This is a genomic window from Serratia sp. BNK-33-b (assembly GCF_048684565.1).
Lineage (GTDB): Bacteria > Pseudomonadota > Gammaproteobacteria > Enterobacterales > Enterobacteriaceae > Serratia > Serratia marcescens.
On the sequence record NZ_JBLQTZ010000001.1, the window covers coordinates 3,146,475 to 3,166,471 of the forward strand.

Genomic DNA, 19,997 nt, shown 5'->3' on the forward strand with positions numbered 1-19,997 from the left:
GGCCCGTAGAGGACGCAGAAACCCTGTATGCGCATCGTTAAGCTTTCCCCCCAGTCGCTGGCGTTTCCCTCGCCTGAGGGCGCCCTGCGCGATCCCAACGGCCTGCTGGCGATCGGCGGCGACCTGACGGCGCCGCGGCTGCTGGCAGCCTACGAGCGCGGCATCTTCCCCTGGTACTCGCCGGGGGAAGCGATTCTGTGGTGGTCACCCGATCCGCGTGCGGTGCTGTTCCCAGCCGAGTTTCATCTCAACCGCAGCCTGAAACGCTTTCTTCGCCACGATCCGTTTCGCATCACGCTTAATCACGACTTCGCCGCGGTGATCGCCGCCTGCGCCCACCGGCCGAATGAAGGCACCTGGATCGGCCCGGAGGTGCAGCGCGCCTATCAACATCTGCATCGCCTCGGCTACGCGCACTCGGTGGAGGTATGGCAGGATGATCAACTGGTCGGCGGCATGTACGGTGTGGCGCAGGGCGCGTTGTTCTGCGGCGAATCGATGTTCAGCCGCGTCACCAACGCCTCAAAATGCGCATTGATGGCCTTTTGCCGCCATTTTGCCGCTTATGGCGGGGAATTGATTGACTGCCAGGTGCTGAACGCTCACACTGCCCGCCTTGGCGCGCGTGAAATTCCGCGCCGTCAATTCTTGCAGCAGCTCAGCACCCTTCAACGGCGGCCTTTGGCACCGGCGTGCTGGGAGCCGCAAGTCATATCCCCACAGCCGGTTGAACCGCCCTATCCAGTAAACTAATTGGTGGAAACGGTGCAATGTTCACCGACACATCTTTACATAATGGGGGTTTTTCGGCATTATCTTGCCGGTTAAAAACTAAGGTAGTTAGACCTAGAGGATTCGATGGCCAAAGAAGACAATATTGAAATGCAGGGCACCGTTCTTGATACGCTGCCGAACACCATGTTCCGCGTTGAATTGGAAAACGGGCACGTGGTAACCGCACACATCTCCGGTAAAATGCGTAAAAACTATATCCGCATCCTGACGGGCGACAAAGTCACTGTAGAGCTGACCCCGTACGACCTGAGCAAAGGCCGCATTGTCTTCCGTAGCCGTTAATCGGCTCACCGCGCGCCACACGCTGGCGGCATCGAGGATGTAATCCCTCGGGAGCCCTTTCCGTTTACCCCCGCAGCGACGTTACACAACGGGTTGCAGGTGCGCAGGTAAACTGAGAGGGCTCACTCGTTTCTGTTGTACGGTGAATCTCACCCATAAAAAAAGCGATGCCGAAGCATCGCTTTTTCTTTGCCTGAAGGCGGCCTTAGTGCACCGCGCCCTCGTCCGCTTTGCGCTTGGCGGCGCTGAGGAAGTGGTAGGTCAGCTGTTTCTTGTCCTTGTCCAGCTCGACCTTCACGGAACCGCCGTCCACCAGCGAACCGAACAGCAACTCGTTGGCCAACGGTTTCTTCAGGTTTTCCTGCATGACGCGCGCCATCGGACGAGCGCCCATCGCACGGTCGTAACCCTTCACCGACAGCCAATCGCGCGCTTCGTCGCTCACTTCCAGCGAGACACCCTTCGCATCCAGCTGCGCCTGCAGTTCGACGATAAACTTGTCGACCACCTGCTGGATCACCTCGGTAGACAGATGGTTGAACCAGATGATGTTGTCCAGACGGTTGCGGAACTCCGGCGTAAACACCTTCTTGATCTCTTCCATCGCGTCGGTGCTGTTGTCCTGCTGCACCAGACCAATCGACTTGCGTTCGGTTTCCCGCACCCCGGCGTTGGTGGTCATCACCAGGATCACATTGCGGAAGTCCGCCTTGCGGCCGTTGTTGTCGGTCAGCGTACCGTTATCCATCACCTGCAACAGCAGGTTGAACACGTCCGGGTGCGCCTTCTCGATCTCATCGAGCAGCACCACCGCATGCGGATGCTTGATCACCGCATCGGTCAGCAGCCCGCCCTGATCGTAACCGACGTAGCCCGGAGGCGCGCCGATCAGACGGCTGACGGTATGCCGCTCCATGTACTCGGACATGTCGAAACGCAGCAGCTCGATATCCATCGCCTTGGCCAACTGAACGGTGACCTCGGTTTTCCCGACCCCGGTCGGCCCGGCGAACAGGAAGGAACCGACCGGCTTGCGCTCGTGGCCCAGACCGGCGCGGCTCATCTTGATCGCTTCGGTCAGCGCTTCGATCGCCTGATCCTGGCCGAACACCAGCATCTTCAAGCGATCGCCCAGGTTTCTCAGCACGTCGCGATCGCTGGCCGACACGGTTTTCTCTGGGATGCGCGCGATACGCGCCACCACGGATTCGATATCGGCCACGTTAACGGTTTTCTTGCGCTTGCTGGCCGGCATCAACCGGCTGCGGGCGCCCGCCTCGTCAATCACGTCGATCGCCTTGTCCGGCAGATGGCGATCGTTGATGTATTTCACCGACAGCTCCACCGCGGCGCGGATCGCCTTGGCGGTATAACGCACGTCGTGGTGCGCTTCATACTTGGCCTTCAGGCCGTTGATGATCTGAACGGTCTCTTCCGCCGTCGGTTCGGTGATATCGATCTTCTGGAAGCGGCGCGCCAAAGCGCGATCCTTTTCGAAGATGTTGCTGAACTCCTGGTAGGTGGTCGAGCCGATCACCCGGATCTTGCCGCTCGACAGCAGCGGTTTGATCAGGTTGGCGGCATCCACTTGCCCACCGGAAGCCGCACCGGCGCCGATGATGGTATGAATTTCATCGATGAACAGGATGCTGTTCTGATCCTGCTCCAGCTGCTTGAGCAGCGCCTTGAAGCGTTTCTCGAAGTCGCCGCGGTATTTGGTGCCGGCCAGCAGTGAACCGATATCCAGCGAATACAGCGTGCAGTCCGCCATCACTTCCGGCACGTCGCCCTGCACGATACGCCAGGCCAGACCTTCGGCGATGGCGGTCTTGCCCACGCCGGATTCGCCGACCAGCAGCGGGTTGTTTTTACGACGGCGGCACAGCACCTGAATCGCGCGCTCCAGCTCACGATCGCGGCCGATCAACGGATCGATGCCGCCCACACGGGCCAACTGATTGAGGTTGGTGGTGAAGTTTTCCATACGGTCTTCCCCTCCGGACTGCTCTTCGTTCACCGGGTTTTCCGCATTCGGCGCTTGGCCCGGCTCGTCTTTACGCGTGCCATGTGAAATGAAGTTCACCACGTCGAGACGGCTGACGTCGTGCTTGCGCAGCAGATAAGCCGCCTGCGACTCCTGCTCGCTGAAGATGGCCACCAATACATTGGCGCCGGACACTTCGCTGCGGCCGGAAGATTGCACATGGAAGACCGCGCGCTGCAACACGCGCTGGAAGCTGAGCGTCGGCTGAGTGTCGCGCTCCTCTTCGCCGGCGGGCAGCGTCGGTGTGGTTTGTTCGATGAAGGCTTCCAGCTCCTGGCGCAACGCGGCCAGATCCACCGTACATGCCTCGAGCGCTTCTCGCGCGGCAGGGTTGCTCAGCAACGCCAGCAACAGGTGCTCCACGGTCATAAACTCGTGTCTGTGCTCACGCGCCCTGGCGAAAGCCATGTTGAGACTGAGTTCCAGTTCTTGATTGAGCATAAGCACCTCCCCAATAGATTGCCTTATTCAGGCTTTTTCCAGCGTACAAAGCAACGGATGCTCGTTCTCCCTTGCGTACCGGTTCACATGGACGACTTTGGTTTCCGCCACCTCGGCGGTAAAAACACCACAGATCGCCTTGCCTTGATAGTGGACCGTGAGCATCAGTTGCGTTGCGCGTTCAATATCATAAGAAAAGAACTTTTGCAGAACGTCAATCACAAATTCCATCGGTGTGTAATCGTCGTTGTTAAGTATAACTTTATACATAGACGGCGGTTTTACCGCATCGATTTGTTTTTCTTCGGCCAAGTGTTCAAAGTTTAGCCAGTCGTTGTTATTGCCCATCGCTGCTCATCTTCTCTGCTCTGCCCTCTGATATGGGGGCAGGTTTCGGTTATTCAAAGTGGGGATAGTTACTATTTTATCATCTTCGGCATCGTCCCGCCGCACTGTAACGTGCGCAAAAAAACGGGCCAATTGTGACTGAATCGTGGCAATAGCGTTACCTGCTTCAAACTTTGGTGAACTGCTCCCCGCCGACAAAAGCCGATCCCTTGACGCCCCGATCATTTGCTCTAGAGTGTAAATTCGTGGCTGGTGGTCTTTTAACCACCCCTTGTCCACCCTGCTACCCGCCCACGGCGGGTGCGAATTCAGTTATTCATCTCACTTAAAATAGCGTTGCGAGGGATGTAAAAGCATGGAGACGGGTACTGTTAAATGGTTTAACAACGCCAAAGGCTTTGGCTTCATCTGCCCAGCCGGCGGCGGCGAAGATATTTTCGCGCATTATTCCACCATCAAGATGGATGGTTACAGAACGTTGAAGGCGGGCCAGCAGGTCAGCTTCGACGTGCATCAAGGGCCGAAAGGGAACCATGCCAGTCTTATTGTGCCGGTGGAAAGCGAGGCGCTGTCCTGAACGCTTCCGGCAGCGTCGCGCTGCCTTGCCCCTGACTGCGATAAAAATGCCAGCCGCCGTGTGACTGGCATTTTTTATGCCCTTTACTTACTCTCGCGCCAGCGCATCGATCGGATTCAGCCGCGCGGCATTGCGCGCCGGCAGATAGCCGAACACCACGCCGATGCCGGTGGAACAGAGGAACGCGCTCAGCAACGCCGCCGGCGGGAAGCTGATCTGCCACCCCGGCAATACCAACTGCACCGCCAGGCCGATGGCGAACGACAGCGTAATCCCCAGCGCGCCCCCCACCAGGCAGACCAATACCGCCTCGATCAGGAACTGCTGCAACACGTCGCCGGAACGCGCGCCCACCGCCATGCGGATGCCGATCTCGCGCGTGCGCTCGGTTACCGACACCAGCATGATGTTCATCACGCCGATGCCGCCGACCACCAGTGAGATCACCGCCACCAGCGTAAGGAACAGCTGCAGCGTGCGGGTGGTTTTCTCCGCGGTTTGCACCAGGCTGTCCATGTTATAGGTGAAGAAATCCTTTTTACCGTGGCGCAGCGTCAACAGGCGCGACAGCTGTTGTTCCGCTTCCTTGCTGTCGTAACCGTCACGGATACGCACGGTGATCGAGTCGAAATAGCTGTTGCCCATCAGCCGGTTGGCCATGGTGCTGTACGGCACCCACACGTTCAGCGTCTTGCTGCTGCCGAACATCGACTGCTTCTCCTTGGCCACGCCGACCACCGTCGCCGGCATGTTGCCCACCAGGATAACTTCCCCCACCACGTTCTTCTGGTGCGGGAACAGCCGCCGTTGGGTATTGGCGTCGATCACCACCGTTTGCGCCTGCGACTGCACCTGCATCGGATCGATGCCGACGCCCTGGGTAAAGCTCATGCCGTACACACGGAAGAACTGCTCGCTGACGCCGTTGACGTTGGCCGCCGCATCGACGTTGCCCAAGCGCAGCCGCATGCTGCTGCTGATGCTCGGCGACAGCGCGCTGATGTACGGCTGTTCGCGCAGCGCGTCGAGATCGCCGTATTTCAACGATTGCCGATAGGTCGGATCGTCGTCGCCGAAATCCTTGCCGGGATAAATATCGACAGTATTGGTGCCGATGGATTTGATGTCCGCCAGCACCATCTGCTTGGCGGCGTCGCCGATCACCAGGATCGACACCACCGAGGCGATGCCGATAATGATGCCGAGCATGGTCAGCGCGGTGCGCATCTTGTTGGCCGCCATCGCGCGCCAGGCCATGATCAGCGCCTCGCGGAAACGGCCGCCCATCTGCCGCCAGGAAGGCGCCGTTGCGGCCAGCGCCAGCGGATTGGCCTGCACATTCTCCTGCGGCGCCGGGCGCGAGTCGGCGATGATCTCGCCGTCGCGGATCTCGATGATTCGCTCCGCCTGGCGCGCCACCGCCGGATCGTGAGTCACCAGGATCACCGTGTGCCCCTGGGCGCACAGCTGTTTGAGGATCGCCATCACCTCTTCGCCGGAGTGGCTGTCCAGCGCGCCGGTCGGCTCATCCGCCAGGATCACCTGCCCGCCGTTCATCAACGCGCGGGCGATACTGACGCGCTGCTGCTGGCCGCCGGAAAGCTGGCTCGGCCGATAGTTGACGCGCTCCCCCAACCCCAACCGCCGCAACAGCGCCTCCGCCCGTTCGCGCCGCGCCGCTTTGCCCAGCCCGGCGTACACCGCCGGCACCTCGACGTTGTGCGCCGCGCTCAGGTGCGGCAGCAGATGGTAGCGTTGAAAGATAAAGCCGAAATGCTCGCGCCGCAGCTGCGCCAGCGCATCGTCGCTCAGCGTCGCCACATCTTGCCCGGCCACCCGATACACGCCGGCGCTCGGCTTGTCCAGACAGCCGAGAATGTTCATCAGCGTCGATTTGCCGGAGCCGGAAGCCCCCATGATCGCCACCATTTCACCGGCGTCGATGCTCAGACTGATCCCCTTCAGCACCTCGACCGTCTGCTCGCCGGAACGGTAGCTGCGGCGAATGCCGCTCAGCTGCAACAGCGCCGCCATCAGCCGGCCTCCACGCCGCCGCGGCTGACGATCACCTCATCGCCCGCCTCAAGCCCGCGGAGGATCTGCACGTCGATATTGTTGCGCAGGCCGATGGCCACCTCGCGCTTCTCTTCCTTGCCCTGTTTCAACACCGAGACGTGGTAGCGATTGTCGGCGATCTGATCGCCCAGCGCCGCCAGCGGGATCACCAGCGCCTGCTGGACGCCGGCCAGCTGAATATGCACCTGCGCCGTCATTTGCAAGCGCAGCAGCCTTTCCGGGTTGGGCACTTCGAAACGCGCATAATAGAAGATGGCGTTGTTGACCTTTTCCGGCGTCGGCTGAATGTCTTTCAGCACGCCGTCGAAGCGCCGGGTCGGATCGCCCAGCACCGTGAACCAGGCCTTCTGACCTGGCTTGAGGTTAATGACGTCGGCCTCCGACACCTGCGCCTTCACCAGCATGGTTCCGAGATCCGCCAGCGTCAGAATGTTCGGCGCCTGCTGCGCCGCGATCACCGTCTGGCCCTGCAGCGTGGTGATCTGCACCACGTCGCCATCCATCGGCGCTTCGATGCGGGTGTAGGCCAGGTTGATCTTGGCGGTGTCCAAGCTGGCCTGATTCCGCGCGATCTGCGCATTGATGGTGCCCACCTGCGCCTTCTTCACCGCCAACTGCGTCGCCGCCTGATCCAGATCCTGACGCGACACTGCCTGCAGCCTGGCCAGCGCCTGGTTGCGCTGCAGCGTGACCGCCGCCAGTTGCTGTTCGGCCTGCGCCTGCAGCAGTTGCGCATGCAGTTCGCGCAGCGTCGCCTCGCCTTCGCGAATGCTGTTCTGCGCCTGTTGCGGATCGATAACCCCCAGCAACTGGCCTTTTTTCACCTTGTCGCCGATCTCGACATACAGTTTTTCCAACTGCCCGCTGACCTGCGCGCCGACGTCAACCTTGCGCACCGCGTCCAGCTGGCCGGTCGCCAACACGTTCTGCTGCAGATCGCGTGTTGTGACCTTCACCGTTTTGAAATCGGTCGGCGCCGGATGGCGGAAGTGCCAAACGGCCGCCGCGACAATCGCCGCAATCACCGCCAGAACGAGTATCCAGCGGCGTTTATGTCCTTTAAACCCTGTCAAAATGGACCTGCCTGTGCTTGTGAATATCAACCGCCCATTGCGGCGGCGGAGCTAAATTAGCATGCAACGTAGGGAATAACTAAACCTTAGCTCAACACAATGTGGAGACACGCCTGGTTACAGTTCAGCATTGAACTCCCGTTTAGTGAAACCTTGATGAAATAACGCCATTCAACACAGCCAAGGATTTCATCATGTCACAGCTCAGCTACCCACTCGCCTCCGCCCGGCCGCTTAACGGCTGGCAACTGATGACGGCGCTGATCAATGGCGAAAAGGCACCGAGCAACGCCTGGAAAAAAACCTCGTTTCGCCTGAAGTTTCTCGGCCGTTCGCTGCTCAACTGGCGCACCACCAGCGGCCTGCTCAGCACCCTGGCCAGCAACCCGCTGCGGGAGGAGATCCTGAGCGCACAGCCGAACCTGCCGTGCAAGCTGCATCGCCCCTACCTGGCGGCCAACATGAGCAAGATCGAATGCCTGTTCGCCCTGCGCGATCATTACGATCTCATCGTGCAGCGCATGCCGCTGAAGATGCGTCTCGGCCACCTCGGCCCACAGCCTTTCGTGCTGGCCCGCGCGATGGGCAAAAACGAAGCGCCGATCGCGCTGGAACTGGCGGCGATCGACAAACTGAATAAGGAAGGGGAAGCCACGCTGCTGCTGCGCAACGCCAACGGCGTGATGCTGGCGGAAATCACCTTTGCGCTGATGCATTATCAGCAGCAGCCGACGCTGTTCATCGGCGGCCTGCAGGGCGCGAACCATGAGGTGCCGCACGCCGAGATCCAGCACACCACCAAGGAGTGTCACGGTCTGTTCCCTAAACGGCTGGTGCTGGAAGGCATTTGCACGCTGGCGCGGCATCTCGGCATCCGCCAGATCGTAGCCGTCGGCAATGCCACCCATATCTATCAAAACTGGCGTTACCAGAGCAAGAAGAAGGGCCAACTGCACGCCGATTACGATCAGTTCTGGCTGTCGATGGGCGCCAAACCGCTCGACAGCGGCTATTTCCTGCTGCCCGAGCGCATCGCCCGCAAACCTATCGAAGAGATTGCCAGCAAGAAGCGCGCCGAGTATCGCCGTCGCTATCAGCTGCTGGACGCGCTGGAACAGGAATTGGCGGCGCATTTCTGCGCCCGATGACGCCCGGCGGGCTGTCAGTCCGCCCGGCCGCGCGCCAGCCAGATTACCCGTGAGAACATTTTCTTCAGCAGCGGCGGCACCGAGTCCGTGCCCCATTCGCCGGCCTGCATCGCGACCTCAATCGCCAGATCCGGTTTCGACGAATGGTGAACCGCTTTCAGGATCACCTTGCGCACCGGCATCTGCGCGTTGAGCGGCACCGACGCCATTCGGTGATAAACCGGGCCGAACCCTTCGCGGAACATGAAGTGCTCCATGTCCGGCGCCGGCAGCGCGGTCAGCCGATCGCGTTCGTTGTCTTCATGATTGTCCAGCAGGCTGCGCACGGTATTGGCGTACTTTTTGCCTGCCTCGTCGCCGTCCACCAGCGCATGCCACTCGATGCCCATGCGGCGGGCGAAGCGCAGCAGCGGCTTCAGGCCGCACTGGGCGAATTCGATGACCCTCACCCCTTCCGCCTCGAAATGATAGCCGCACTGGCGCGCCAGCTCGTTCAGCAGCCACACTTCGGTCTCGCCTTCCACCAGCAGCCAGCAGCGGGCGAACAGTGACGACGGCCGGTTGAAACGGATGTGAAACGCGATGCGCCGCCCGTCTTCGGCGCTCAGCCCGCGCGGCCCGAGACGGTAGGTCGCAACCCGCCCCGACTCGCGCACTAGCCGGCAGACGTGCTCCACCGGCACCAGCGACACCAGTTCGCTGGAGTTGGTGGTGGTGATGCGCTGCAGCGGCAGCTGATTGAGCAGCCCCCAGGCCACCGACAGCATGATCGGGTGCAGGCGAGTTTCCGGGTCCTCCACCAGCAACAGCGGCCGGGCATGGGGATCCAGCTTGACGTCGCCCTTGGCCTGCAGCAGGGTGGAAAACATCCCCAGCAGGATCAGGCGCATGCTGCGGCTGTTCGGCTCGGCCACCATGCGGTTGATGCCGTCCAGCGCGCGCCAGGCGTCCTGCTCCGGTTCACCGCCGCGGCGGCGCGGCCGCGTCACCTGCGAACTCTGCTCGGCGAAATAGTGCTCCAGCAGCTGCTGCATCGCCGCCAGCCCCTGGCGCAGCTCACCGTTGGTCAGCTTCTGCGGATTGCGCACCAGCTCGCGCGTCAGCTGATCCAACTGCTGCGCCAGCGCCTGGGTATCGGGTTTGCGTTCATCGCCGAGGCTGCTGGGGCGCAGACGACGAATAAAGCGCGCGTCGCGCAGGCGCAATACCGGATGGATCCGGATAATGGCGTGGGCCAGTTGTTCGATATGGTGCAGTTGAAAGGCGTTGCCGTCGGCGTCGAGAAAACCGCGCCAGGTGCACACCGTGCCGTCGTCGGCCAGCTCTCCCTCGCAGCGGTAATGAATGCGGCTCAGGCCATCTTCGCCCTTGACCCACAGCGGCGTCAGGTGGCGATAGCGCGGCAGGTGCGCATGGCCGATGTCTTTTTCGCAGAAGGTGAACACCACCTGCAGGTGGCGCTCTTTGGCTGACTCTTCACCGGGGGGGAAATGGAAATCGTGCGCCTCAAACCGATACAGCTTCTGCTCCGGCGCCAGCAGCAGCGTCAGCGCATCCAGCAGGCTGGATTTACCCCAGGCGTTTTCGCCGAGCAACAGCGTGTTGTCGTCCAGCATCAGCGACAGCCGATTAATGCCGCGAAAACCTACAATTTCGATACGCTCCAAGAACATCCGCCGCCTCCCGTGCGCGCCGTCGCCTCTTCAATGAGGCGACCTTCACAGAGCATGGTCAAAAAACCCCTTGCAGGTCAAGCGGCCAGCGTCAAATCTGCCGCTTTACTCCGGCCGGGCTTTTGGTTAGCGTGTGCTCCTCGCCGCCGTTCGGCGCGCCTCAAAACTCAAGGACACAAGCTGCACCATGTACTCAGGACTGTTGATTATTCTGTTACCGCTGATTGTCGGTTACCTCATTCCCTTACGCCATCGCCCGCTGCTGGTGCTGATCAACCGGCTGCTCAGCTGGATGGTGTACGTGATCCTGTTTTTCATGGGCATCAGCCTGGCGTTTATGGAAGATCTCAGCAGCAACCTGGTGCTGATCTTCCAGTACAGCGCGGTGTTCTTCTTCTGCATTCTCTGCGCCAATCTGCTGTTGCTGGCGCTGCTGGAGCGGCGCATGCCGTGGCGCAGCAGCCATAAACAGGAAAAGCTGCCTTCGCGCGTGCACATGGCGCTGGAGTCGCTCAAGCTGTGCGGCGTGGTGCTCGGCGGCTTCCTGCTCGGCCTGACGCAGTGGCAATGGCTGCAGTTCGCCCATAAAGGCAGCGAATATGCGCTGATCTTCCTGCTGTTGCTGGTCGGCATTCAGCTGCGCAACAGCGGCATGACGCTGCGCCAGATCGTGCTCAACCGCCGCGGCACGCTGGTGGCATTGGTGGTGACCGTCGCGTCGCTGGCCGGCGGCGCGCTGGCGGCGCAGCTGCTGGGGTTGCCGGTCAAGGCCGGGCTGGCGATGGCCTCCGGCTTCGGCTGGTACTCGCTGTCCGGCATTCTGATCACCGACGCCTACGGCCCGGTGATGGGCAGCGCCGCGTTCTTCAACGATCTGGCGCGCGAGCTGGTGGCGATCATGCTGATCCCGACGCTGGTGCGCCGCAGCCGCTCCACCGCCCTCGGCCTGTGCGGCGCCACCTCGATGGACTTCACCCTGCCGGTGCTGCAGCGCAGCGGCGGACTGGACATGGTGCCCCCCGCCATCGTCCACGGCTTCCTGCTGAGCCTGCTGGCGCCGGTGCTGATCGCCCTGTTCTCCTGATCCTTTCCCCTGGGGGCCCCCGGCCCCCAAAGCGTAATAATTCCCATCCGCACGGCAAAATTGCGCTAAATCAAACTTGCCCGCAGTAGTCGCACAAAAGCCTTTTGCAACCCCGATCGCCGATCTATGCTTTTAAACAAGCATTACAAATGCAACTTTAAAATTAAAAGGAAGCGACTATGTTCTGTGTGCAATGTGAACAAACCATTCGAACCCCGGCAGGCAACGGCTGCGCGTATGCTCAGGGCATGTGCGGCAAAACGGCGGAAACCTCCGATCTGCAGGATCTGCTGGTGGCGGCGCTGCAGGGCCTCTCGGCCTGGGCGCTGCAGGCGCGTTCGCTGGGCATCGTCGACCACGAAATCGACAGCTTCGCCCCGCGCGCCTTCTTCTCCACCCTGACCAACGTCAACTTCGACTCCCAGCGCATCATCGGTTACGCGCGGGAAACCCTGCTGCTGCGCGACTCGCTGGCCGCCCGTTGCCGGCTGCTGGATGCCGACGTGCGCGTCGATCACCCGATGGCGGCGCTGCAGCTGGCCGGTGACGCTATGCCTGCGCTGCTGCAACAGGCGGCGCAGTTTGCCCTCGACAGCGACAAGGCCGAGGTCGGCGACGACGTACACGGTTTGCGCCTGCTGTGCCTGTATGGCCTGAAAGGCGCGGCGGCCTATATGGAACACGCACACGTGCTCGGCCAGTTCGACGAGCAACTCTATGCCGACTACCACGCCTTTATGGCCTGGCTCGGCACCCGGCCGCGCGACGTCGACACCCTGCTGAACAACGCCATGGGCATCGGCAAGATGAACTTCAACGTGATGGCGATCCTCGATCGCGGTGAAACCCAGGCCTACGGCGATCCGCAGCCCAGCGCGGTCAACGTGCGCCCGGTGGCCGGGAAAGCCATCCTGATTTCCGGCCACGATCTCAAAGATCTGCGCATGCTGCTCGAGCAAACCGAAGGGCAAAACGTCAACGTTTACACCCACGGTGAAATGCTGCCGGCGCACGGCTATCCGGAACTGAAAAGATTCAAGCACCTGGTGGGCAACTACGGCAGCGGCTGGCAAAACCAGCAGACGGAATTCGCCAAATTCCCCGGCCCGATCGTGATGACCTCCAACTGCATCATCGATCCTAACGTCGGCAACTACGGCGATCGTATCTGGACCCGCAGCATCGTCGGCTGGCCGGGCGTCAACCATCTGGAAGGCGACGACTTCGGCGCCGTGATCCGCCAGGCACAGGGCATGAACGGCTTCCCTTACACCGAGATCGAGCACCTGATCACCGTCGGCTTCGGCCGCCAGACGTTGCTTAACGCCGCCGACACGGTCATCGACCTGGTATCGCAGAAAAAACTGCGCCACGTCTTCCTGGTGGGCGGCTGCGACGGCAGCCGCGACGAGCGCAGCTACTTCACCGACTTCGCCCGCAGCGTGCCGCAAGACTGCCTGATCATGACGCTGGCCTGCGGCAAGTACCGCTTCAACAAGCTGGATTTCGGCACGCTGGAAGGGTTGCCGCGCCTGCTGGACGTCGGCCAGTGCAACGACGCCTACTCCGCCATCATGCTGGCGGTCAAGCTGGCGGACACGCTCGGCTGCAGCGTCAACGAGCTGCCGCTCAGTCTGGTGCTGTCGTGGTTTGAACAGAAGGCGATCGTCATTCTGCTGACGCTGCTGTCGCTGGGGGTGAAAAACATCGTCACCGGCCCGACCGCGCCGGGCTTCCTGACCGACAACCTGATGGCGATCCTCAACGAGAAATTCGGCCTGCGTCCGATCACCACCGTCGAGCAGGATATCGCCGCGCTGCTCGCCTGATGCCGTTACGTTATGGGGCCGCCTGCGCCGGCCCCTTTGCTTTTTGAGGTGCCCGATGACTCAACCCACTCCGCTTTGCCCGAACCGCATGCAGGTGCATTCCATCCGGCGTGAAACCGCCGACGTCTGGACGCTGAACCTGATCTGCGACGTTTTCTATCCTTACCAGGCCGGCCAGTTCGCGCTGGTCAGCATTCGCAACAGCGAGGAGACGCTGCGCGCCTATACGCTCTCCTCCTCGCCTGGCCAGAGCCGCTTTCTCAGCATCAGCGTGCGCTGCCTGCCGGACGGCGTCGGATCGCGCTGGCTGACGCAAGAGGTCAAGCCCGGCAACACGCTGTGGCTGTCCGACGCGCAGGGCGAATTCAGCTGCGAGCGCCACCCGGCCGATCGTTATCTGATGCTGGCCGCCGGCTGCGGCGTGACGCCGATCGTCTCGATGTGCCGCTGGCTGACCGCCAACCGTCCGGCCTGCGATATCGTCGCGATCGTTAACGTGCGCACCCCCGCAGACACGATTTTCGCCGATCAATGGCGCGCGCTGTGCGCCGCCCATCCGCAGCTGCGCCTGACGCTGATGGCCGAGCGGGGTCTGCAACCCGGCTACCTTAGCGGCCGCATCGATGAGCAGACGCTGCGGCAGGCGGCGCCGGATATCGCCGAACGCACGGTGATGACCTGCGGCCCCGCGCCCTACATGGATCAGGTGGAGCAGCTTTGTCGCCGGCTCGGCGTGCCGGCCGAGCGTTTCCATAAGGAGCAGTTCCACACGCCGGCGGCGCAGGCCGACGCAACCGAAGGGCTGACGCTGCGCGCCGCCCGCCCGCTGCGCGAATTCCGCGTGCCGGTCGGCAGCACCCTACTGGCGGCGATGGAGGCCAATGCCCTGCCGGTCAACGCCACCTGCCGCGCCGGGGTGTGCGGTTCGTGCAAAACCCGCATCCTCGAGGGCGACTACACCACCACCAGCTCCATGACGCTGAGCGCGGAAGAAATCGCGCAGGGCTACGTGCTGGCCTGTAGTTGCCAACTGCAGGGCGATGTCACGCTGGCGTGATCCCTGGCCCCATCGCCGCGATGGGGCATTTATCGGCAAGTTCCCCCTCTTCAGCCCGGTTACACTTTTCCCCGTCCTACGCTCTTTACCCTTCCTGACCGCATCTCGTCCACAGCCGGTAAGCTATGCTTGCAGTTGTTCTGCTGCCACTCACCGGATCGAGTCCACATCGTTTTTCAAACCTTGTTTGGGGGAACCATGAAGCAAACCGTAGCCACACTGATCGCCAAAACGCTGGATCAAGCAGGCGTCAAACGCATTTGGGGCGTGACCGGCGATTCGCTCAACGGCCTTAGCGACAGCCTGCACCGCATGGGCACCATCGAATGGCTGGGCACCCGCCATGAAGAGGTTGCCGCCTTCGCCGCCGGCGCCGAAGCCCAGCTTACCGGCCAGTTGGCGGTGTGCGCCGGTTCCTGCGGCCCCGGCAACCTGCACCTGATCAACGGCCTGTTCGACTGCCACCGCAACCATGTGCCGGTGCTGGCGATCGCCGCGCATATCCCTTCCAGCGAAATCGGCAGCGGCTACTTCCAGGAAACCCATCCGCAGGAGCTGTTCCGCGAATGCAGCCACTATTGCGAACTGGTCTCCAACCCGGAACAGCTGCCGCGCGTGCTGGAGATCGCCATGCGCAAGGCGATCCTCAATCGTGGCGTGTCGGTGGTCGTCTTGCCGGGCGACGTGGCGCTGCGCATGGCGCCGGAAGACGCGGCCGTGACCTGGCATACCCCGGCGCTGCCGCTGGTGCAGCCGCCGATGAGCGAGCTGAACAAGCTGGCGGAAACGCTGAACAAGGCGAAGAACATCACCCTGATGTGCGGCAGCGGCTGCGCCGGCGCGCACGATGAAGTGGTTAAGCTGGCCGAGCTGCTGCAGGCGCCGGTGGTGCACGCGCTGCGCGGTAAAGAGCATATCGAATGGGACAACCCCTACAGCGTCGGCATGACCGGGCTGATCGGTTTCTCTTCCGGCTACCACGCGATGATGAACGCCGACACGCTGGTGCTGCTCGGCACCCAGTTCCCCTATCGCGCGTTCTACCCCACCAACGCCAACATCATTCAGATCGACATCAACCCCGGCAGCATCGGCGCGCACTGCCCGGTCAATATGGCGCTGGTGGGCGATATCCACACCACCCTCACCGCCCTGCTGCCGCAGCTGGAACCGAAGCGTGACCGGGCGTTCCTCGACAAGGCGCTGGAGCATTACCGCAACGCGCGCAAGGATCTCGACGGGCTGGCGACCGCCAACGACGACCAGCCGATCCACCCGCAATATCTGGCGCAGCAGCTCAGCCACTATGCCAGCGACGACGCCATCTTCACCTGCGACGTCGGCACGCCGACGGTGTGGGCCGCCCGCTACGTGAAAATGAACGGCAAGCGCCGCCTGCTCGGTTCGTTCAACCACGGTTCGATGGCCAACGCCATGCCGCAGGCGATCGGCGCTCAGGCCACCGCGCCGGATAAACAGGTGATCGCCATGTGCGGCGACGGCGGCTTCACCATGCTGATGGGGGATTTCCTGTCGCTGGCGCAGCTCAAATTGCCGGTGAAAATCGTAGTGTTCAACAACAGCGTGCTGGGGTTCGTGGCGATGGAGATGAAGGCCGGCGGCTACCTGACCGACGGCACCGATCTGCATAATCCGGACTTCGCGGCGATCGCCAACGCCGCCGGCATCAAGGGCATCCGCGTGGAAAAAGCCTCCGCTCTGGACGGCGCGCTGCAGGAGATGTTGGCGCACCCCGGCCCGGCGCTGCTGGACGTGGTCACCGCCAAGCAAGAGCTGGCAATGCCGCCGCAGATCAAGTTCGAACAGGCGAAAGGCTTCAGCCTGTACATGCTGCGCGCTATCATCAACGGCCGCGGCGACGAAGTGGTTGAACTGGCGAAAACCAACTGGCTGCGCTAGCCGTATTTCCCGGATAGGGAAGCGCCATATCCGGGATTTTTATCTGTGGCTCAAAAAGAATCGGGCTATGATGGAAACCGTTTACTCCTTCAATTCATTATTGCCATCCCCAATAGATTTCAAGTTGCAGCCAGGCGGCCGGCAGGTGAATCCCCAGGCGCTGACTCACGTCAGTGACTGGAGTTCTCCTGTGCAGCCAACAACGCTGCGGCTTGAAAGATAAAGGGGATTAAAGGAACCCTATGCTTATCGATTTACGCAGCGACACCGTTACCCGCCCCAGCGCCGCCATGCGCCAGGCGATGGCTCAGGCAGAGGTCGGCGACGACGTCTACGGCGATGACCCGACGGTCAACGCGCTGGAGGCCGAGGCGGTGCGCCTGTCAGGCAAAGAAGCGGCATTGTTTCTGCCCAGCGGCACCCAGGCCAACCTGGTGGCGCTGCTGAGCCACTGCCAGCGCGGCGATGAATACCTGGTCGGCCAGCAGGCGCACAACTACAAATACGAAGCCGGCGGCGCAGCGGTGCTGGGCAGCATTCAGCCGCAGCCGATCGAGGCCGACGCCGACGGCACGCTGCCGCTGGACAAGCTCGCCGCCGCCATCAAACCCGACGATATCCACTTCGCCCGCACCCGGCTGCTGAGCCTGGAAAACACCATCAGCGGCCGAGTCCTGCCGCAGGCCTACCTGCAGCAGGCGTGGCAGTTTACCCGCGAGCGGCAGCTGGCGCTGCATATCGACGGCGCGCGCATCTTCAACGCCGCCGTGGCGCTGAACCTGCCGCTGAAAGAGATCGTGCAATACTGCGACACCTTCACCATTTGCCTGTCGAAAGGGTTGGGCGCGCCGGTCGGATCGCTGCTGTGCGGCAGCGAGGCCTTCATTCAGCGCGCGCTGCGCTGGCGCAAGATGACCGGCGGCGGGCTGCGTCAGGCCGGCATCCTGGCGGCGGCCGGTCTCTACGCGCTGGAGCATAACGTTGCACGGCTGCGCGAAGACCATGACAACGCGGTCTGGCTGGAGCAACAGCTGCGGCAGATCGGTGTGGAGATCGCCGCTCCCGGCGCGCAGACCAACGTGCTGTACCTGCGCCAACCGCCGGCGCTGGCGGCCAAATTCGGTCCGTGGATGCGCGAACGCGGCGTGCTGATCAGCAGTGGCCCGCTGACGCGCATTCTGACCCACCTCGACGTCAGCCGTCAGGATCTGCAGCGGGTGGTCGAACTGTGGCGGGAGTTTCTTCAGCAGCACGCCTGATTTCCCCTCCCGGTGCGCCGGGAAGTCTCTCATCGCCCGCCGATGGCGTCGACAAAGCGGCGGGTTATCTGTTGCGGGCGGGTAATGGCGCCCCCTACCACCACCGCATGCGCCCCCAGCGACAGACAGCGCGCGGCCATCGCCGGCGTTTCGACATTGCCTTCAGCGATGACCGGCACCGATACCGCCGCCAGTACCGCACGCAGAAAGCCGAAATCGTTATCCGCCAGTCGGGCGCCCCGGCTTTCAGCGGTATAGCCGTACAGCGTGGTGCCCACACAGTCGAAGCCCAGCCTGGCGGCCTCTTGCGCCTCCTCCAGGGTGGCGATGTCCGCCATCAGCAACAGCCGGGGATACCTGGCGCGGATCGCGGCGACTAACGCGGCCAGCTGCAACTCCCCCGGCCGCGGGTGGCCGGTGGCGTCCAGCGCGATCATCTGCGGCGCCGCCGCCATCAACTCATCGATTTCGCGCAGGGTCGGCGTGATATACACGTCGCTGCCCGCATAATCGCGCTTTATGATGCCGATGACCGGCAGTGCCACCGTGCGCATGATAGCTTTAACGTCTTCGACGCCGTTGGCGCGGATCGCCGCCGCGCCGCCTTGCTCGGCCGCCAGCGCCATGCGCGACATGATAAAATCGCTGTGCAGCGGCTCGTCGTCCAGCGCCTGGCAAGACACCACCAGGCGCCCCTCAATCTGCTGTAAAATGGAAAGCGTCATAAATCCAACAACTCCTCGACTTCGTTTCTAATGATGGTGACGTGCGGGCCGTAGATCACCTGAACACCGTTGCCGCGAACGATAACCGCCCGTGCGCCGCTGGCTTTCAGCCCGCTTTCGTCCAGCAGCCGGCTCTGTTTCACCGTCACGCGCAATCGCGTGGCGCAACAATCCAGTTCGACGATATTCTCTTTGCCGCCCAGCGCTGCCAGCACCTGTTGCGAGCGTTCGGTGCCCGTCATCACCGCTTCCGGCGCAGCTTCCGCCTCGCGCCCCGGCGTTTTAAAGTTGAAGCGCAGGATCAGGAAACGGAACGTGAAGTAGTACAGGAAGAACCAAGGCACACCGACCAGCGGGACGTACATCCAGTGGGTTTTCGCTTCGCCCTGCAGCACGCCGAACAGCATGAAATCGATAAAGCCGCCGGAGAACGTCTGGCCGATGGTGATATGCAGGATGTGAGCGATCATGAACGCCAGGCCGTCGAACAGCGCGTGCACCACGTACAGCGCCGGTGCGACAAACAGGAACGAGAATTCGATAGGTTCGGTGATGCCGGTCAGAAACGAAGTCAGCGCAGCCGACAGCAACAGTCCGCCGACGCGTTTGCGGTTCTCGGGACGCGCACTCTGGTACATCGCCAGGCAGGCACCGACCAGGCCGAACATCATGGTGATAAAACGGCCGGACATGAAACGCGCCGTGCCAATGTAGAACTGCTGTGTATTCTGGTCGGCCAACTGGGCGAAAAAAATGCGCTGTGTGCCTTCCACCAGCTGTCCGTTGATCACTTCGCTGCCGCCAAGCGCGGTGGTCCAAAACGGTAGATAGAAGATGTGATGCAGGCCGAACGGCCCGAGCATGCGCAATACGAAGCCGTAGATAAAGGTACCGAGATAGCCGCTGGCGTCTACCAGCCCGCCCATGCCGAAGATCAACTGTTGGAAATGCGGCCACACCACCGTCATCAGGGCACCGACCGCCATCGCCGCCAGTGAGCTGACGATCGGCACAAAGCGCGAGCCGCCAAAAAAACCCAGGAACGGTGGCAGCGCTATCTTGTTATAGCGGCCGTGCAGATACCAGGTCACCAAACCGATGACCACCCCGCCGAACACCCCAGTCTCCAGCGTCTGGATCCCGAGAATCGTTCCCTGCCCCACCGCGCCCGCGTTCTGCGTGGCCAGCGTGCCGTTGATTTTCAACAGCGCATTGATGGTGGCGTTCATTACCAGATAGGCGATCAGCGAGGCCAGCCCCGCCGTGCCCTTGTCGCTTTTGGCCAGCCCCACCGCCACGCCGACCGCGAACAAGACCGCCAGGTTGGCGAACACAATAGCACCGGCACTGGCCATCACGGTAAATATGCTTTGCAACCAGCCGACATCGAGGAAGGGATACGCCTCGACGGTATTGGGATTGGATAGCGCACCGCCGATCCCCAACAGCAGACCAGCCGCCGGCAGCACGGCGATCGGCAGCATGAACGACTTGCCGAACAGCTGGGCTTTTTCGAACCAGCCGCCGGAGCGCGGCAATTCTGGTGTTGACATAAATTTTCCCCCGATATCATTTTTATGATGAAAATTTTTACCACAAAATAATATTTTTAATGAAAAATTTATTCATAACGATGATCGGCTTCACAATCCGTCGATTTCACTGG

The 19,997-nt window shown here is 61.8% G+C and carries 16 protein-coding genes; 9 read left to right on the top strand and 7 right to left on the bottom strand.

Annotated features, from left to right (window positions below; genetic code table 11):
* Positions 1-27 precede the first annotated feature (27 nt).
* Both aat and infA read left to right on the top strand, forming a co-directional pair.
* The gene (aat, locus tag ACMGGK_RS15140) at positions 28-753 is read left to right on the top strand and encodes a leucyl/phenylalanyl-tRNA--protein transferase (protein ID WP_016928334.1); all 726 of its coding nucleotides are present in this window, start codon (positions 28-30) and stop codon (positions 751-753) included.
* Positions 754-858: 105 nt separating this feature from the next.
* Positions 859-1,077, top strand: coding sequence for a translation initiation factor IF-1 (infA, locus tag ACMGGK_RS15145; protein ID WP_002211347.1), 219 nt, complete (start codon positions 859-861; stop codon positions 1,075-1,077).
* A 205-nt stretch (positions 1,078-1,282) separates the two neighbouring features.
* Here infA and clpA read toward each other — a convergent pair whose 3' ends face one another.
* Both clpA and clpS read right to left on the bottom strand, forming a co-directional pair.
* Positions 1,283-3,562 (bottom strand): ATP-dependent Clp protease ATP-binding subunit ClpA, encoded by a 2,280-nt coding sequence (clpA, locus tag ACMGGK_RS15150; protein ID WP_004928343.1) that lies wholly within the window; start codon positions 3,560-3,562, stop codon positions 1,283-1,285.
* 27 nt (positions 3,563-3,589) lie between these two features.
* Complete coding sequence (gene clpS / locus ACMGGK_RS15155; RefSeq protein ID WP_004928347.1) at positions 3,590-3,910, bottom strand: ATP-dependent Clp protease adapter ClpS; 321 nt, start codon at positions 3,908-3,910, stop codon at positions 3,590-3,592.
* Positions 3,911-4,265: 355 nt separating this feature from the next.
* On the opposite strand from clpS, the gene cspD reads away from it, so the two are divergent.
* Positions 4,266-4,487: a cold shock-like protein CspD gene (gene cspD, locus ACMGGK_RS15160; RefSeq protein ID WP_004928349.1), complete on the top strand. Its 222-nt coding sequence runs from the start codon at positions 4,266-4,268 to the stop codon at positions 4,485-4,487.
* A gap of 87 nt (positions 4,488-4,574) precedes the next feature.
* Here the strand turns inward: cspD and macB are convergent, their stop codons facing one another.
* Both macB and macA read right to left on the bottom strand, forming a co-directional pair.
* Entirely contained in the window at positions 4,575-6,521 is a 1,947-nt protein-coding gene (gene macB / locus ACMGGK_RS15165; RefSeq protein WP_206195318.1) for a macrolide ABC transporter ATP-binding protein/permease MacB, read from the bottom strand.
* A complete protein-coding gene (gene macA, locus ACMGGK_RS15170; RefSeq protein WP_164052607.1) occupies positions 6,521-7,636 on the bottom strand; it encodes a macrolide transporter subunit MacA in 1,116 nt (371 codons plus the stop codon). Before macA ends, macB begins: the two co-directional genes overlap by 1 nt.
* Before the next feature lie 194 nt (positions 7,637-7,830).
* Between macA and ACMGGK_RS15175 the strand changes: the two genes are divergently transcribed.
* Positions 7,831-8,784: a VirK/YbjX family protein gene (locus tag ACMGGK_RS15175; protein WP_016928337.1), complete on the top strand. Its 954-nt coding sequence runs from the start codon at positions 7,831-7,833 to the stop codon at positions 8,782-8,784.
* Positions 8,785-8,798: 14 nt separating this feature from the next.
* On the opposite strand, the gene ACMGGK_RS15180 is transcribed toward ACMGGK_RS15175, so the two are convergent.
* Positions 8,799-10,457: an ATP-dependent endonuclease gene (locus ACMGGK_RS15180; RefSeq protein WP_016928338.1), complete on the bottom strand. Its 1,659-nt coding sequence runs from the start codon at positions 10,455-10,457 to the stop codon at positions 8,799-8,801.
* Between the two features lie 187 nt (positions 10,458-10,644).
* Between ACMGGK_RS15180 and ACMGGK_RS15185 the strand changes: the two genes are divergently transcribed.
* The 5 genes from ACMGGK_RS15185 to ltaE all read left to right on the top strand — a co-directional run bounded on the left by ACMGGK_RS15185 (position 10,645) and on the right by ltaE (position 17,606).
* Positions 10,645-11,541 carry a lysine exporter LysO family protein gene (locus tag ACMGGK_RS15185; protein WP_004928363.1) on the top strand — a complete coding sequence of 299 codons (897 nt, stop codon included), beginning with the start codon at positions 10,645-10,647 and terminating at the stop codon, positions 11,539-11,541.
* Positions 11,542-11,720: 179 nt separating this feature from the next.
* Positions 11,721-13,370, top strand: coding sequence for a hydroxylamine reductase (hcp, locus tag ACMGGK_RS15190; RefSeq protein WP_420277000.1), 1,650 nt, complete (start codon positions 11,721-11,723; stop codon positions 13,368-13,370).
* Between the two features lie 55 nt (positions 13,371-13,425).
* Entirely contained in the window at positions 13,426-14,427 is a 1,002-nt protein-coding gene (hcr, locus tag ACMGGK_RS15195; RefSeq protein WP_420277001.1) for an NADH oxidoreductase, read from the top strand.
* Positions 14,428-14,625: 198 nt separating this feature from the next.
* Positions 14,626-16,347: a ubiquinone-dependent pyruvate dehydrogenase gene (gene poxB, locus ACMGGK_RS15200; RefSeq protein WP_197758102.1), complete on the top strand. Its 1,722-nt coding sequence runs from the start codon at positions 14,626-14,628 to the stop codon at positions 16,345-16,347.
* Positions 16,348-16,589: 242 nt separating this feature from the next.
* The gene (ltaE, locus tag ACMGGK_RS15205; protein WP_016928343.1) at positions 16,590-17,606 is read left to right on the top strand and encodes a low-specificity L-threonine aldolase; all 1,017 of its coding nucleotides are present in this window, start codon (positions 16,590-16,592) and stop codon (positions 17,604-17,606) included.
* Between the two features lie 29 nt (positions 17,607-17,635).
* Here the strand turns inward: ltaE and ACMGGK_RS15210 are convergent, their stop codons facing one another.
* Both ACMGGK_RS15210 and ACMGGK_RS15215 read right to left on the bottom strand, forming a co-directional pair.
* Positions 17,636-18,331 carry an N-acetylmannosamine-6-phosphate 2-epimerase gene (locus ACMGGK_RS15210; protein ID WP_046897060.1) on the bottom strand — a complete coding sequence of 232 codons (696 nt, stop codon included), beginning with the start codon at positions 18,329-18,331 and terminating at the stop codon, positions 17,636-17,638.
* Positions 18,328-19,884, bottom strand: a complete 1,557-nt coding sequence (locus ACMGGK_RS15215; protein ID WP_197758103.1) for a PTS transporter subunit EIIC — start codon at positions 19,882-19,884, stop codon at positions 18,328-18,330. The genes ACMGGK_RS15210 and ACMGGK_RS15215 overlap by 4 nt, the downstream gene beginning before the upstream one ends.
* Positions 19,885-19,997 lie beyond the last annotated feature (113 nt).